This is a genomic window from Streptomyces sp. NPDC021115 (genome assembly GCF_044333065.1).
In the GTDB taxonomy this organism is placed as follows: domain Bacteria; phylum Actinomycetota; class Actinomycetes; order Streptomycetales; family Streptomycetaceae; genus Streptomyces.
In genome coordinates this window covers 17,644-33,572 of record NZ_JBIRQF010000001.1, presented here as the reverse complement: position 1 = coordinate 33,572, position 15,929 = coordinate 17,644, and the positions used below count along the sequence as shown (strand labels likewise).

Below are 15,929 nucleotides of genomic sequence, written 5' to 3'. Positions count from 1 at the left end.
AATGGTGAGCGAGGGGTTGCTGCTTCCCGCCGGACTCGGTAGGAAGCTCTGACAGGGTGAGTTGAGAAGAGAATCCCCATCTCGACTCGCCAACACATCATGGGGGAAGGTGGAACATGTCGGGCGGACAGCGGCTAAGCGAACAGCACTTTGTCAAGTTCGAGAATGATCTTGACGTTGCCAGTGGGCATCTCGCTACCAACGTCAAGAATTTGGTTCTCGCTCTCGAGGCGGTCCAGGTCGGGTGGAAGGGTGACGCCGCGGGGCAATTCGACCAGGCGCAGAGGACGCTCAACGAGGGTCACGAAGACGTACGTCAACTGGTCGAGAAGATCAAAGCGGCCGTGCAGCTCACCCGCCGTGCGGGTGGCGCCAACGACCACGAGCTCGCCACGACATTCCGGAACACAGACGTTGAGACCGGAGCGTTGAAGAGCAAGCTGGACGACTACACCTAGTCGCAGAGGGCGTGGTAGCGCCCGGAGACACAGCTGAATCGCAAACCGCCGCTACACCATGAGGAGCGACCCGCAAGTGGCCGGAGACCCACAGGAAATCAAAGTAACCTACAACTCGCTCGCGGACACTGCCGGTGACCTCGAGCGGGGAGCGAAAATGGTGCGCCAGCAGATTGACGCCATCATCGCCGCGGTCAAGACTGTGACGAGTGGCTGGGAAGGCGAGGCGCACGAGACGATGCAGGCTGCTGAGGCGAAGTTCCGCGCCCGCGCCGAACAGATCGAAATCGAGCTCGGGAAGATGGCGAGTAAGATCCGCGAGGGCAGCATGGACTACCGGGCAACCGATAAGAAGGCAGCCCAGCTCTTTCAGGACATCTAGGCAGCCCGAGAAGTCGGCGCCTGGCGTGGCCACGCCATGGGAGTGGGCAACCGCTGAGCGGTTGCCCACTCCCATTTTTCTCGGTTCGCCGACCGTCTGCCCCCTACGGAGTCTGGAGTCCGGTATAGCCGTGGAGCTTTGCGGAGTGCTGGACGAATCCCTTCAGCGTGGCCCGCTCGAACGCGGGGTCGGGCTTCTTGAGGGAGGGTTCGACCTGCTCCAGGAGAGTCTCGACAGGGTGTAGAGACCCGTATCCAGACCCTCCGGACAGCGGGCATTCCCGTAAGCCCGGTGGGCTTTCGTATTGGCGCCTGAGTCCTTGCCGGCGCCGAGGGAATCGTGGAGCTCGAAGCTCGACGATCGGTAGCGCACACTCTTGGCGAAGCTTCCGTAGAGGGGGTCAGTCTGTATACCGGATCGCCTTCGGCGTTTCTCAGGTAGCAGGCTTCCGCTGGGGACGTCGGGTCCGAGGGGGCTTCCGTAACCGACTCCAGGTTGCAGTGCTTGAGGTCCAGCCTGGCTACCGCGGAACAGGTCCCTCCGCCTGGGCGATCGGGGTCGGGATCCGCAGTGGGTTGGGGGCGATTTTCTTGATGGCATCGCCCGAGGGGGCGTCGCAATTGAACTTCTCAGCCACGTTCTTCGCTATGCCGCTCGTCACCCGGGCGAGGGCCGCACGGCCTTCGCCCGGGTGCTCAGGATCGAGGAGATCGTCGAAGGCGAAAGTGCTGACGAGTAGACTCTCGCCCTTCTTGTTGCGGTACCCGAGCTCCACGCCACCGTACAGGCCTCCATCCGACACGACGGTCCCGGCCACCCTCGCCCCATGGGGACGGCGGCACCGCCGATCGTAGTGAGAAACTCGTACTTGATGGCTGAGGCTGTCCGTTCCGCCTCTGAACGCCAGTGCAGTTCTACCGTGATGGTCTTGCGGCTGTCCGGGTCTTCGGCATAGCAGTTCGTGATGCGTCCGTCCTCACCGCCCGGAGAGTGCCGCGTGGTATCCGACTCGGCGTGGACGTGACCGTTACCCAGCGCGCTCTTCGGGCGATGCCTCCGTACGCCTCGCCCAGGGTTTTGTCCTCACGCCATTCCTCGTATCCTCCTGTGAAGTAGAAGGTTGTGCCGAGGGCACTCAGCAGACATACGGTGCTTGCTGGCCCGACGGTGTGTGACGCCGTTGAGATGCTCTCGCGGTGTCTCTCAAGAGCTTTCCTTCATCTACTTTCCGCAGGGGAGCTTCTTGAGCACCTTTGCCGTGAATGACTGGATGAGATCGCCGAGGGCGCGGTGGGACTCATCGCGATCCTTGATGGTGGAGCTGTAGATGGTCAGTGAGTAGAGATTGGCTCGGTATTCGGAGTTGGGGCACTTCACTAGAGAGACAGCTCCATATGGCCACGTGGCGGCATTGTACGCGCCGGAAACCTTTTTGGGCTTATAGGTTCCGTGTTCCGCGATGAGGCTATCGAGTGTCGGCTGGGGGCTCTGCTCTTTATCGTACCAATTCCCGCTTACGGTGACCTTTGCGTAGCCGTCAATGTAATATTGGCACTGCTCATATTCCTCCGCTCCCTTGATGGATTTCGTGGTCTTTCCTTGGCTCAAGCTTTTCCCCGGAGGGAAGATGGGTGCGTATAGATCTTTCTTTTCCTGGACTCCGCAGAAGGAGGGGGGTAGTGCATATTCACGCTTTTCTTGCGAGCAGCCCGTGACGGTGGTGGAGAATGTCAATGCTGCGACGGCAAGGCCCGCCATTTGCTTGGCGGAGCCCCTGTGCGATTTGGTGCCGAAGATCTTGCGCTCCTTATGGGTCATCCTCGGTTTCCGTTTCGAGCTTGCTGCCAGTTCGATCCCTCACCGTGACTGTTGCCGGCTTGCTTTCCGGCAGCGTCCTTCAAGTCATTGATGGTGTCTTTGTCAAGGTCGCTTCTTTCAGCGGCATGCTGTACGGCAAACCTTGCGGACTCAAGGGCTTGCTTGCGCCCGTTGGAGAAGTCGTAGCCCGCTTCATCTTGTGCTTTCTCGGTGGTGTCTCTTTCAATAGACTTCATGATGCTTTCGTTGAGGTCTTCCTGAATCCAGCCGATAGGCTCAGCGATGGGTGCAGCAGCAGGGTTGCGTTCCAGGCCGGCGCCGATACCAACACCGATGAACCTGTTGGCCCACTTGCTGGCGAGTCCTGCCTTCTCGTTGAATTCCTTGTCGTCGGCGATGTGCTCTTCGTGAATTCCCTCTGCCCGGCCTTCGCTCATGATTCCCGCCACGACCGCCCCGGGGGACACGGCGGTGTTGATGCGCTCCGACAGCGAGACCTGTGACGTGCTGTGTCCGTTGATGACGTCGTCCACCTGGTTGGCCGTGTAGGCCTGTTGCGCTGCTGTGATCGCACCGTAGGCGTGTGGGTCACGGCCGACGGTCTCAAGGAACGGCTCCAGCTTGACGTTGCCGAGCTTGGCGCTCGCTCCGTTCAGCGGGAGGTCATCATCCGATGTGATCGCTCGTTGTACGTCGCCCGTGTAGTCGGCGGTCATTTCACCGAGGGAGCGCCTGAGGTCGGTGAAGTCTCCGTCTTTCTTGATCAGGCTGGGGTCGTCGCCGAAGAGCCTTACCGCTTCGTGCATGACGGCCGCGTTGGCAGCGGAGTGGTTCGGCGGGTCGGTGGCCGCGTTGCTGTCTGGTAGTCGGCCTGTGGCCGCTGCCTTGAGGGCCGCGTCGAATCCCTTGTGGGGATCCTTCAAGGTCGTGTCGTCACCGGTGTTCTCGATGTTCCCTGTCCAGGTCGTCGTGTTGGTGACCTTCCAGTCACGATCCTTGACCAGGTACTCGAGCCGGTCGTTCTTCTCCGCCTTGCCGTCACCCGGGTTCGGGTCGGAGTTCGGGTCCAAGAAGGCTGCGGAGGCATCGGGCTGATGACTCATGATGCCCAGGAGACCATCCATCGGATCCTGCGCGAATTGGCCGTCCTTCTTGTTGCCGAATTTCCCGTAGAGATCCCAGATGTCAGGGTCTCCGCCCTTCTTCTCGTCCTCGGCGGAACGTATGTCATCCCCAAGGTCGGAGAGGAACTGCGTCGAGTAGCCGTCGCCGTGCTTCATCAGGGTGATGAGGCTCTGATATCCGCGAACCTGCTGACCGTGGTAGCGGCCGATGGAGTCTTCCTTCTCCGTGACCGCGTTCAGGTCGTACTTTTCTACGCCCGCTTTTTGCAGTCCCTTGCGGAAGTGCTCGTAGAAGTTGCCGTCAGAAGATTTGAGCCACTTCGAGTAGGCCTTCGAATATTCCTTGGAGCCGAACCGCAGCTCCTTGCCGTCCGCTCCCTTGAACTTGGGCACCTTGGTGGCGCTGGAGATGTTCGTGGCCAGCGAGTCCCGTAGCTGCCGGTAATCCTTGCCGTGCTCTTTATCCCCCGCCAGGTCGGCGAGTTTGTTGTTGTAGTTGATGGTGCCCTTGGGGCCGAGGCTGGCGAGAAAGGTCTGACTGAAATCCTTGTCGCCCTTGTTTTCCCGTTCCAGGCGTTTCAGTTCGGCGAGGCCCTTTTCGTCGAGGTCGCCTGAATTGAGTTTCATGGCGAGGTCGCTGGCCTTCTTGCCCTCAACCGCTTCGATGTCGCCCAGAGCCTTGTTGTTGAAGCCGTTGTTGACTCCATCGAGAGCGTCAGGGTCCTCGACCGCTTGCTTGAGTGCGAGCTTGACGTACCTGTCGGTGTCGTCGAAGGCTTCGACGACTTTGCTGATGTGCTTGGTCCACTTCTGCTCGACGGTGTGCATGTCGGGATCGTGGCGGGCGGCATTCGCGTCGGCTTCGCTGGCCTTGTCGTAGTCGTAGCGCGCGATACCGTCTTCGGACACCTTCATACCGGCCTTCACGGCGTCCGCTACGGCCGACTTGAGCTTTGCGCGCAGGTCGACGAACTGATCCTGCGCATCACGCAGGATCGAAGCGATGGCACGCGCCTCCTTGGCCGCAGCGGTGTACTGGCCGCTGGTGACCACCGAAACGGGCTGGGCGGCTATGGCGCTCTGTCCGTTCCATGAGCCGTCGGCCGAGAGGCTCTTGACCTTCGCATCGTAGGTTTTCTGGGCGCTCTCGAACTTCTTGGCGGCTTCGTCCCACTTGGTGGCTGCCTTACCAAGGAGGGAGAACTTAGTGGTCGTGACGTCGTGATACGTGAGCATGATTCCCCCTAGTAGTCCGAAATCCGAGATTGGTAGAGCGGACCTGCGGGGGGATCGCCCGGCCTCGGGTACGAGGTGAACAATGCGCCGGTGCGTTGATCGGTACCCGACAGTGCCTTGTGAGTGTCGCTCAGCGCTGTCTTCTCGGCGGACAGACGGTGCCGAAGCATTTTGACGGAGGCGTGCCATCCTTTGAGGGCTGCGTTGAGGCCTGCGCCTGTGTTCCAGCCCTTGAACTCCTTCGCCGCTTCCTCCGTGGTGAGGTCGGCCCACTCGCCGGCCTGTTTCGTGTCGTGCTCGATGCCGTCCGGCCCTCCCAAGGCCTCGACCGCGGCCTTCTTCTTGGCCGGCGACATCGAGAGGTTGGGCGCCGGGGGGCCGAAGAGTTGAGGGTTGTCGGGGGAGCCGGTCTGGTTGAGGCGCATATGGGTATCCTGCTGGCGCATTGTCGCGTCTGAGCGCAATTCGCCCCACTCTTCATTAAAGGTCACGATTTCCCCCTGTGGTCGACGTCGAATGTCGGCTTTGCAGCGTAGGCGAAATGGTCATGTTGTGTCCGCGCCAGAACCGATCCCGCTCGGGGCGGGATTCCGCGAATCCGGGTTTGGGTCAACCAGGCGGTCGGCATGCTTCGCGTACGGCCGTGATGCCATCGCTTTCATGATCTCTGCTACTGCTCGGGCAGCCAGCCCACCTGGGTGAGCGGAATGCCCCGCTTGCGGGAGACGAAGTAGCCACGACCGGGGGGCATGGGGCGTGGACGGACGCCGCCGAGGACATCGCCTTCGCCCGGGTCGCCGGACAGCACCATTCCCTGTGCGCCGAGTTCCTTCACCCGCTGCATGAAGGACTCGAACATCGAGCGCGACGCGCCGGCCGAGCTGCGGGCGATGATGAAGCGCATGCCGACATCGCGGGCGAAGGGGAGGTTCTCGGTGAGGACGGCCAAGGGGTTTCCGCTGCTCGTGGAGACGAGCTCGTAGTCGTCAATGATGACGAAGAACTGGGGGCCGCTCCACCAGCTGCGGTCGCGCAGCTGCTGAGGGGTGATGTCGGGCTTGGGCGCGCGCCGTTCCATGAGGCTGTTCAGTGCACCGGCGTGGACGTCCAGTGCCGAAGCGATCGGCGCGTATTCCAGGAGGTGGCTGTCCGGAATGACGCCCAAGAGGGAGCGGCGGTAGTCGCCGACCACGATCTTGGCCTCATCCGGGCCGTACCGTTCGGTGATCTGCTTGGCGATGAGGCGGATGAGAGACGTCTTGCCTGATTCACTCTCACCGAAGATGAGGAAGAAGGGGTCGGTTTCGAAGTCGATGAATACCGGCTCGAGGTTCTTCTCGTCGATGCCGATCGCGATGCCGTGCTGTGGGTACTCGAAACCCTTCGGGAGTTCGTCGGCGCGGAGCTTGCGCGGCAGCAGGCGGACGCGGGGAGCGGGCGGACCGGACCAGGCGGCGCCCACAGCGCGGACCATCTCAGTGGTCGCCTCGGTCATGGCGTCGGGGTCGTGACCGCTGTCGACGCGCGGCTGGGCGCCCATGAAGTGCAGCTTCTCCGGCATCTGGCCACGGCCTGGAATGCCGGCCGGGACGTTCGCGGCGACCTTGCGGTCGAATTCCGAGTCCATCGTGTCGCCGAGGCGCATCTCCAGACGGTTGAGGAGCTGGTCTTTGAGTGATGCCCGGACCTCCATGTTGCGGGAGGCGGTAATGACGATGTGCACGCCGTAGCCCAGACCGCGGCCGGCGATGTCGGTGACGATGCCTTCGAGTACCTCGTACTCGGCCTTGAAGTTGCCCCAGCCGTCGATGATCAGGAAGACATCGCCCCACCCCTGGTTGGCGTGCTCCCCAGCCGCCCGCTGCCGCCGGTAGGTGCTCATGGAATCGATGTTCTGAGCGCGGAAGTACTCCTCGCGGCGTGCCAGGACACCGGCGACCTCGGCGACGGTGCGCCGGACCTTCTCCGGGTCCAGGCGCGAGGCGACTCCACCCACATGCGGCAGGTCGGCGATGGTGCTCAGACCTCCGCCGCCGAAGTCGAGTGCGTAGAACTGCACCTCGGCCGGGGTATGGGTGACGGCGAATGCCGAGACCAGGGTGCGCATCAGGGTCGACTTGCCGGACTGCGGGCCGCCCACCACCAGCATGTGGCCGGCGGCTCCCGAGAAGTCGCGGTAGAGGATGTCGCGGCGCTGTTCGTACGGCTTGTCGATGAGGCCGACGGGGACGACCAGGCCGCCGGGCCGGGCGTAGTCCGCCGATTGCAGACCACGGTCCGGGGTCGTGGCGAGGGGCGGGAGCAGTTCGTCCAGCGACGGTGCCTCGTTCAGGGGCGGCAGCCACACCTGGTGGGCCGGTTGCCCCTGGCCTTCCAGACGGCCCACGATCACGTCCAGGACCGTTTCGGCCAGGGCATCGTCGTTCTGCTGGGCCGGGGTGAGTAGCGCCGCGGGGTCGGGCGTCGTGTACGTCACGGGGACCGCGGTCGCGGTGAAGAGCACCGGCCGCCGTTCGACCGGCAGCGAAGTGCCGTCCAGTTCGGGAGTGGCGCGGGTGCGGTAGGTGCCCGAGACGTACGCCGCCTTGAAGCGGGTCATCTCGTCGGTGCCGAACTTCAAGTAGCCCGAGCCGGGCACGGGCGGAAGGTGGTAGGCGTCCGGTACCCCCAGGGCCGTCCGGGATTCCGAGGCGGAGAAGGTGCGCAGGCCGATGCGGTAGGAGAGGTAGGTCTCCAGCCCGCGCAGCCGTCCCTCTTCCAGCCGCTGCGAGGCCAGCAGCAGATGCACACCCAGCGATCGGCCGATGCGGCCGATCTGGATGAACATTTCGATGAAGTCCGGCTTCGCCGTCAACAGCTCGCTGAACTCATCGATCACCAGGACGAGTGAGGACAGCGGCTCCAGGGGGGCTCCGGCCGCACGCGCCTTCTCATAGTCGTGCACGTTCGCGTAATTGCCCGCCGACCGCAGTAGTTCCTGGCGGCGCTGAAGCTCGCCGGTGATCGAGTCGCGCATGCGGTCGACCAGCGTCAGGTCGTCCGCCAGGTTGGTGATGACCGCGGCCACATGCGGCAGTTCGGACATCCCGGCGAAGGTCGCGCCGCCCTTGAAGTCCGCCAGAACGAAGTTCAGGGTCTCCGACGAGTGGGTGACCGCGAGACCCAGCACGAGGGTCCGCAGCAGTTCGGACTTTCCGGACCCCGTCGCGCCGACGCACAGGCCGTGCGGACCCATGCCCTCCTGAGCTGCTTCCTTGAGGTCCAGCATGACCGGCGAGCCGTCCTCTGAGATGCCGATCGGCACCCGCAACCGCTCGGCCAGGGAGCGTGGCCGCCAAGTGCGGGACACGTCCACCGACCCCGCGTCGCCCAGCCCCAGCAGATCGGTGAAGTCGAGGTTGGCGAGCAGCGGCTCGTCGTCGTCCCCTCCACCCATGCGCAGCGGCGCGAGCTGGCGCGCCAGCGCTTCCGCGGCCTCCAGGGGCAGCAGGTCCGGGGCGCCGTCGTACGCTGCAATCTGTGAGAGCAGTTGCAGTCTGCCCGGGCGCACGACGACCGACAGACCGCCGCGCGGCTCGTCCAGCTCGCTCGACACCACCTCGATGACGGTCACGCCCTGCAGGCCCTCGGGCGCTGCGAACGCCGAGTCCGGCGGCACGATCCCGCCGTCCAGCACGACCACGAGATGCGGCTGGTCGAGGGCCGGCTGCGCGTCCCGGCTGAATCGGCTGCGCCCTTCCAGACGGCCTTTGAGGAGCTCTTCAAGTTCGGCCAGCGAGTCGCTGAACAGCCGTCGTGAGCCGGCACCGTCGACCGTGCCTGGGACCTGCACGTGCGGTAGCCACTTGGTCCACTCCCACTGCTCCGCCGAACCGCGGGCGGCGACCACGGCGATGACCATGTCCTCCGGCGAGTGCAGCGTGGCCAGCTGGGCGATGAGCGCCCGAGTGGCCCCGTGTACGTACTCCGGCACTCCGGACACCGTCATGTGGTAGAAGGCGCGGAGCGAGACAGCCATGGGCATGCTGTCCAGCGACCCCTGGGTCGCGAGGAAATTCTGCATCGCGCCGGCCGTCAGCGGCTCCAGGTCGTCGACGGTGGCGGTGTCGGGGGCGACCAGGGGAGTGGCGAGCTGCTGCGGTCCGACTCCTATGCGAACCTGGCAGAAGTCGTGGTCGGTCAAGCGTCGTTCCCATACCCGGTTGCCCTCGGCGACAACTGCCCACAGCTGTTCCGGGGCGGGATGCAGGTAGTACTGCGCGTCACGCTGCCGCCGAGCCGTCTTCCGCACGGTTCTGCGGGTCTGCGCGAGGTACTTGAGGTAGTCGCGACGCAGGTCCGCCATCTGTCCCTGGGAGCCCCGCCGGTGCCGCATGATCATCGCGATGGTCATGCCGAGCGTGGAGAACATCATCATCACGCCCATGATCTTCATCATGGGCTGAGCGCCCGGCATGAAGAAATAGACCATCGACGAGCCCATGCCGAGCGTCGGCAACAGCTGCATCAAGATGCCCTCTTGCTGCCCGCGCGGCAGTTCCGGAGGCGGTTCGAGGCGGAGTTCCTCGGCGGGCACCTCGGGCGGCAGAGCCCGCGGCTGGCGCTTGACGACGACCTGGCTCACCGGATCCCTCATCCCTCCGCGCGGCGGGACAGTTCTCGTCCGGCACCCCCGTGGCGACGGCCTCCCTCCGCGAGGGGTGATCCTATCGACGTATAGGCAGCACGGCCCGGGTAGGGTGGCCGCCGCGCGCATGTAGAAGCGAGGCGGAAGACCGAACGAGGGGGACCTGAAAGTGAGTACGTCCGCTACGACCGGTTTCTGCAGAGTCACGGTCGTGGCTCCGGACAGCCGGATCGACGTCGCCCTTCCCGAGGATGTCGCCGTCGCCGACGTCTATCCGGAGATCCTGCGGCTGACCGGTCAGACCCAGCCCGCGGGAACGCCCACCGGATACCACCTCGTGCGTCGCGACGGCACGGTCCTGGACAGCTCACGATCCTTGATGGCGCAGCGGGTGCTGGACGGTGAGCTGTTGTCCCTGCGGCCCTTTGCCGAATCGCTGCCGCCCGCCGTCTACGACGACGTCTCCGACGCGATCGCCTCCGCCGTCACCCGCGACCGGACCCTGTGGAACGACCAGTTCCTACGAATGTCCGGCCTCTTCGGTGGCTCCTTGCTGCTCATCCTCATGGGCTTCGTGCTCTGGTTCGCCGATCCCGTGAAGCACGACATGCACAGTCTTCCGGGCATCATCGCCGCGGCTGTCGGCGTTCTGCTGACCGCGCTCGCCGGGGTGCGGGCCCGGGTGTACGAGGACCGTGCGTCCGCCATCGCGCTCGGGCTGGGCGCCCTGCCCCACCTCATGATCGCGGGATCCGGCCTCCTCGCCCTGGAGCCGGGTGAGGGCATTGGCCGCCTGCAGTTCATGCTCGGCTGCGTAGCCGTACTCGTCGGTTCCGTCGCCCTCGTCGTCGCCATGCCGAGCGGCGACGCCCCCTTTGTCGCGGCTGTCTTCGCGTCGAGTGTCGGCACCCTCGCCACATTCTGCTCGATCCTCACCGAGACGGGTCCCACGGGGACGGCTGCCGTCTGTGCCGTTGTCGCGATCGGCGCCATTGCCTTCCTGCCTGGTCTGTCGGCACGCGTCGCCCGTCTGCCCATCGGGTACGCGGCCCCCCATTCGGCGGTCGACGACAGCCTGGACCCGAACACCGCCCACACCGTGGAACCGCTCGATGCCGATCGCGTCGCCGCCCAGGCCCGACGCGGCCACGAGATGCTGCTCGGCTTGGTCGGCGGCTGCTCCGCCGTCGTCGTCGGCTCCGCTGCCGTCCTGGGCTTCTCCGACAACATGTGGGGTCAGCTGTTGGCGCTCGCCTCCGGTCTCGCGATGCTGCTGCGCGCCCGGCTCTTCCGCTACACCACCCAAGTCGCCGCCGTCCTCGGCGCGGGCCTTCTCTCTCTCGCCCTGCTGGTGCTGGGGCTGTCTCTGAACCCGCCGGCCGACGCGGTCCTCAAACTGCTCACCGAGAACGACCGCGGGCCACTGGACATCCGTACCATCTGGCTGGCCGTGGCCGTCACAGCGGGCGCCGGTCTGCTCCTGGCCATCGCACTGATCATCCCCAGGGCGGGGGTGTCCCCTTTCTGGGGTCGCCTCTCCGACCTGGCCGAGAGTGCCTTCCTGCTCTCCTTGGTGCCCCTGTGCCTCGCCGTACTGGACGTCTACAACACCGCGCGGAGCCTCACCAGTGGCTGATGAGGGCTATCGCTCCTTCAACCCCTGCGGGAGGCGCGCGTGGAACCGCTGACGCAGGACGATCCGCGGAGGCTCGGGCCGTACCACGTCATCGCGAGGCTGGCTCCCGGCACAGGCGAGGTCACCACAGCCGCCCGGTACTTCGTCGGGCGCAGCGCAGGCGGGAAGCGCACTGCCGTGGTCACCACCCCACTGACGGAACTCGTGGAGGACACGGCATACCGCGGCCGCTTCCTGCGGGAGGCGGAGAACGCGAGTCTGCTGGGCCGGGCCCAGCCGTGCCCCTGGCTTGTTCCTGTGCTGGAGATCTCGGACGACGCCGACGGGCCTCCTTGGAGCGCTGCGCCCTATCGCCCGATGGTGTCCCTGCCCGCGGCGCTGGAGGCGCACGGGGGGCCACTCCCGGCCCACACCGTGCGCGCGCTGGGGGCCGCGTTGGCCGAGACGCTGGCGGCAATTCACCAAGCGGGTTTCACCCACGCGGGGGTCGCCCCGGGCTCGGTGTTCGTGGCGGACAACGGGCCTCGGCTGGCGGGGTTCGGCGCGGTACGGGCCGCTGGATCGGACGGTGAGGCGCGAGCCGACATGCCCGGGCTGGCCGTTGACGCGCTGCCACCGGAGCAGATCTCGGGTGGGCGGCCCCGCCCGCTGGGGGACATCTTCGCGCTGGGCGCGGTGCTGGCGTACGCGGCGACGGGGGAGCCGCACCCCGAGGAGTCCGCACTGCCGGAGGAGCTGAGGGCCACGCTGGGCTCCTGCCTCGCTCCGGACCCGGCGGACCGGCCGACGGCTCGGGCGCTGTCGCACGAGCTGATGCGCGGTGTACCTCTGCCGCTGTCCGCCGAGAGCGTGGCACAGGCACAGGCGCCGCCGGGGCCGACGCCGACGGTCGTCGACGGCGGACCCGTATCCTCCTCCGGCGGCCCGGTCGCGACCGTACTGAACGGCGGCCCCGACCGGCCCGCGGCGTTGCCGGACCCTGGCTGGCTGCCGGTGGGGGTGCTCGTCGCGCTGGCCGAGCAGTCCTCGGTGATGTTGACGACGGAAGTCGAGCCGGCACATGCGGACTCGCCGGAGGACGATGCGGTGCGGGCACCGTCGCCCGCACCGATCGGCCCGCTCGCCTCTCCCGGACACATCACTGCCGACGGACGGGGCACGGCGGGTGTCCCACGCCCGCCCACTCGCCTGTCCGGCCGTACGGACCCTGCGGAGACTGCCGTTCCGCAGGCGGCCGCCCGCTCCTCCCGACGAGCCCTGCTCATCGGTGCGGCCTGGGGCACCGCAGGTGCCGCCGTGGGAGGTGCCACGATGTGGGCCGGGACAGCCGAGGACGACTCTCCGCTCACGCCGGCCGAGCGCCTTGCGGCCGCCCATCGCTCGCGCCGCCGACTCGAAGGTGCCCCGCCCAGGCCGCTGTGGCGATACGACGTCGAGGGCAAACCGTCGGCACAGGCTCCTCTCGTCTGCGCGGGCAGGACCGTCGTCCTCGTCACCGACAAGGACGTCACGGGGCTCGACCTCCGTACGGGCAAGCGACTTTGGGCCCTGGACGTCCGCGCCTGGGGCCGGCTCCAGCCCGTCGGGGAGAACCTGGTGCTCGTGCCGGGCGCCGAGCTCGTGGCCGTGGATCCCCGGACAGGGGAGACGGAGGGGCTGCCGAAGGAGTTCCGTTCCGGCGGCGGAACCTCGCAAGCCGCAGTGCTCGCGGCAGAGCGCGGCACTGTCTGGATCGCCGTGGAACGCCGGAAGGAGGGGGCCGTCCGCCGTGATGTGATCGCCTACGACCTCAACAGGCGGGCGGAACTGTGGCGTAGCAGGCTGCCCGGCCGCTTCGACGAGGGATACCTGACGAAGGATGCCCTTGTCGTACGCGGCGAACGGTTCCTGGCGTTCGACCGCACTGGTGGGACGCGGCGGTGGACGCGCTCCTACGAGGGTGTGACGGCAGGAGAGCCGGTCGCCATCGAGGCTGACAACGCCCTTGTCGCAGCCATCAGCACCACCCTGCGCGGATACGACATGGCACGCGGCGCCGGGCCTGTGTGGACCGTCAAGGCAATGGGCGAAGCGGAATCCGGAGGCCCGGCCGCGTTCGGTCCTCCCGTCGTGCACGGTGACACGGTGTACGCCACCGACGGCGGCTATGCGGTACACGCGTTGTCCAAGGCCACCGGGGACGTGCGGTGGCAGCGAACCTATGCGTTCGCGATGGCGGAGGTGCCCGGGACTCGTACGCCCGATACGGCGGTGAATCCTTCGGGAGACACCGTGCTGATGGCGAATGACGTGGAGCTGGACGCCTTCGACGCTGACGACGGCACACTGCGGTGGCGTTTCACTGACGGCGGTGCCGCGGTCGGCAAGGGAACTGTCGTGTCACGGCGCAGGATGGCCCTCACGGACGATCTGGCGGTCGTCGTCAGTGGTAGGAGCGTTTACGCACTGCCGTTGCGTTGAGCCACGGCCGTCCGGAGGAGCGAATGGAATCGCAGCAGCAGACCGAGCCCACGACGCTCGGCCCATATCGCGTCGTCGGCACGCCGGGCGCCGACGAACGCACCGACGACGCGCGTCGCCGCATCGCGCGGGACGACCGCACGGGCGGTGCGGCCCTGCTCATGCTGCCGCACGAAGAGCTTGCGGACGATCCCGGCTACCGGGTTCGTTTCCGGTCCGAGGCAGAGAACTCCCGCCGGATGACGGGCTTCTGGGAGGCCCCGGTCGTCGACGTGTCACCGCCCGACGCGAGCCTCCCATGGGTCGCGTACGCCTGCTTCCCAGCCCTTTCGCTCCCCTCCGTGCTAGCCGCTCACGATGGTCCGTTGCCGGAATCCACGGTGCGAGTTCTGGGCGCGGTCCTCGCGGATTCGCTCGCCCACTGGCATGCGAGCGGCCTCGTACACGCGGGGATATCGCCGGGAGCGACGTTCCTGATGGCCGACGGCCCCCGGCTGACCGGGTACGGACTGGCACGGGCCGCGGCACTGGCCGGGTCTCGCGGGCCCCGGCCGTACGGCATTGACCCCTTCAGTCTTCCGCCGGAGCAGGGAGCGGGTGAACGGCCGCGGCCGGAGGGAGACGTGTACGCGCTGGGCGCGGTGCTCTGCTATGCCGCGACGGGGCGCAGGGACCTCACCGACGGGACTCGCGCGCTGGTGCCAGGCGCGCTGGGCGACCTGATCGCCGCCTGTCTGTCCCACGAGCCTGGGCGGCGGCCCCAGCCGGGCGCTCTGGCGCGGGATCTGCGCACGTCATCGGCCCGCGACACCGCGAACAGTCTCCCGAGAACCGTCGTAGCGGCCATCGGCGAGCAGGCCGCGGAGTATTCCGCGAAGGCCCTCAGGAGCGCGCCCGGCCCCTTCGGCGAGTCGCCCTCCGAGGAGACGCGCGCCACCGCATGGCCGCGGCCGTCCCGACGCGCGGTGCTTGTCGGCGCCCTCTCCGGCGCCGTGGGCCTCGGGCTCGGAGCGGGTGGGGTGGCCGGATGGCGGGTGGTCGGGGAAAAGTCGGGACCTCGTCGGACGCCCATGCTGCGGGGCACGGCGCCCGCGCCTCTGTGGCGCTATGACTTCGGGACCGAACTGGACCCGGCCGAGTTGCCACGGCAGGGAATGACCGCTCTCGTCGCGACCGCCGAGTCCGTGACCGCCGTGAACCTGCGGAGCGGCAGGAAGATCTGGTCGCGCGATGATCTTTACCCCATGGATCCTCTGACACTGCTCGGAAACGGCATGTTCCTTTCCCCGGACACCACCGCCTTCTCCGCCGTCTCGCTGGCCACCGGAAGGATCAGGTGGGTGGAGAGACGCTACAGCGGCAGGGAAAACCCCATGGTGGACCGCACCGTCGCGGCAGCCGGGGACACCGCGTGGTTCATGATCAGGAAGTACACGGACGGGGGCCTGACGAGCAGCGGCCACGCGGTCGCCCGCTACGACTGCGGAAAGCGAAAGGAAGTATGGCGCACCCCGCTTCCCCCGCCGTATCGGGCAGAGGATTCGTATCAACCGGATCCTCCGCCCTACGCGTTTCTGCTCAGCACCATGCTGCTGCTGCCGGCCTATGACGACGAGGGCAAGGCGACCCGGTCGTTCATGGCGCTCGACCGCCGTACCGGCCGGAAACTGTGGAGCCGGACGTATCAGGGTGCGAAGAGCGATTCCGACCAGCCACGTCTGGTGGTCCCCGGAGACCTTCTGATCTTCTGCGGAGACAACGGGATGAGGGCGCACGACATCCACAGCGGCAAGGAGCGGTGGCGGATCGGGGCCGAGGGAAGCTCGCCCGGCAGCCCGGTGGCCCACGGGCGATCGGTCTACGTCACGGATCGCAACGCCGTCACGCATGCCGTCGACGCGCGCAGTGGCCGTCTGCGCTGGCGACGCCGGAGCTCCATCCCCACCGGGTCCGCCTCGCTGACGGGTCAGACCGCGGTGAGTCATTCGGGTGACACGGTGTTCCAGGCGACCGACTCGGAAATCGAGGCCCTCGACGCGGCCGACGGTTCGCTGCGGTGGCGGTTCGCGCCCGTTGGAAAGGGGGGATCGGCCGCTGTTCCCGGCCTCGTCGTGGGCTCCACGCCAGGACGTGTCTTCATTCTGAACGGACAGAACCTCTACGCACTGCCAGTGGACTGATACCGATA

10 protein-coding genes are annotated in these 15,929 nt (G+C 66.6%); 5 read left to right on the top strand and 5 right to left on the bottom strand.

The annotated features are described in order from the left end of the window. The first annotated feature begins 116 nt into the window (after positions 1-116). Both ACH4TL_RS00125 and ACH4TL_RS00120 read left to right on the top strand, forming a co-directional pair. On the top strand, positions 117-458 hold the full coding sequence (locus ACH4TL_RS00125; protein ID WP_398322813.1) for a WXG100 family type VII secretion target: 342 nt from the start codon (positions 117-119) through the stop codon (positions 456-458). Positions 459-534: 76 nt separating this feature from the next. Next, positions 535-840: a WXG100 family type VII secretion target gene (locus ACH4TL_RS00120; RefSeq protein WP_398322816.1), complete on the top strand. Its 306-nt coding sequence runs from the start codon at positions 535-537 to the stop codon at positions 838-840. Between the two features lie 520 nt (positions 841-1,360). Here ACH4TL_RS00120 and ACH4TL_RS00115 read toward each other — a convergent pair. From ACH4TL_RS00115 to eccCa, 5 genes are all read right to left on the bottom strand, one after another. Continuing rightward, a complete protein-coding gene (locus tag ACH4TL_RS00115) occupies positions 1,361-1,657 on the bottom strand; it encodes a hypothetical protein (protein ID WP_398322819.1) in 297 nt (98 codons plus the stop codon). A 404-nt stretch (positions 1,658-2,061) separates the two neighbouring features. Further along, positions 2,062-2,658 carry a hypothetical protein gene (locus ACH4TL_RS00110; protein ID WP_398322822.1) on the bottom strand — a complete coding sequence of 199 codons (597 nt, stop codon included), beginning with the start codon at positions 2,656-2,658 and terminating at the stop codon, positions 2,062-2,064. Next, a complete protein-coding gene (locus ACH4TL_RS00105; protein WP_398322825.1) occupies positions 2,655-5,018 on the bottom strand; it encodes a hypothetical protein in 2,364 nt (787 codons plus the stop codon). The genes ACH4TL_RS00110 and ACH4TL_RS00105 overlap by 4 nt, the downstream gene beginning before the upstream one ends. A gap of 8 nt (positions 5,019-5,026) precedes the next feature. Continuing rightward, positions 5,027-5,509: a hypothetical protein gene (locus ACH4TL_RS00100; protein WP_398322828.1), complete on the bottom strand. Its 483-nt coding sequence runs from the start codon at positions 5,507-5,509 to the stop codon at positions 5,027-5,029. Between the two features lie 179 nt (positions 5,510-5,688). Continuing rightward, positions 5,689-9,642, bottom strand: a complete 3,954-nt coding sequence (eccCa, locus tag ACH4TL_RS00095) for a type VII secretion protein EccCa (protein ID WP_398322831.1) — start codon at positions 9,640-9,642, stop codon at positions 5,689-5,691. Between the two features lie 172 nt (positions 9,643-9,814). On the opposite strand from eccCa, the gene eccD reads away from it, so the two are divergent. From eccD to ACH4TL_RS00080, 3 genes are all read left to right on the top strand, one after another. After that, entirely contained in the window at positions 9,815-11,281 is a 1,467-nt protein-coding gene (gene eccD, locus ACH4TL_RS00090) for a type VII secretion integral membrane protein EccD (RefSeq protein ID WP_398322834.1), read from the top strand. 39 nt (positions 11,282-11,320) lie between these two features. Next, positions 11,321-13,741: a PQQ-binding-like beta-propeller repeat protein gene (locus tag ACH4TL_RS00085; RefSeq protein ID WP_398322837.1), complete on the top strand. Its 2,421-nt coding sequence runs from the start codon at positions 11,321-11,323 to the stop codon at positions 13,739-13,741. A gap of 623 nt (positions 13,742-14,364) precedes the next feature. Then, positions 14,365-15,921 carry a PQQ-binding-like beta-propeller repeat protein gene (locus tag ACH4TL_RS00080; protein WP_398425120.1) on the top strand — a complete coding sequence of 519 codons (1,557 nt, stop codon included), beginning with the start codon at positions 14,365-14,367 and terminating at the stop codon, positions 15,919-15,921. Positions 15,922-15,929 lie beyond the last annotated feature (8 nt).

Excerpts from the sequence above, each read along its gene's own strand:
- ACH4TL_RS00110 (WP_398322822.1), bottom strand. The coding sequence starts at position 2,658 with ATGACCCATAAGGAGCGCAAGATCTTCGGCACCAAATCGCACAGGGGC.
- ACH4TL_RS00105 (WP_398322825.1), bottom strand. The coding sequence starts at position 5,018 with ATGCTCACGTATCACGACGTCACGACCACTAAGTTCTCCCTCCTTGGT.
- ACH4TL_RS00125 (WP_398322813.1), top strand. The coding sequence starts at position 117 with ATGTCGGGCGGACAGCGGCTAAGCGAACAGCACTTTGTCAAGTTCGAG.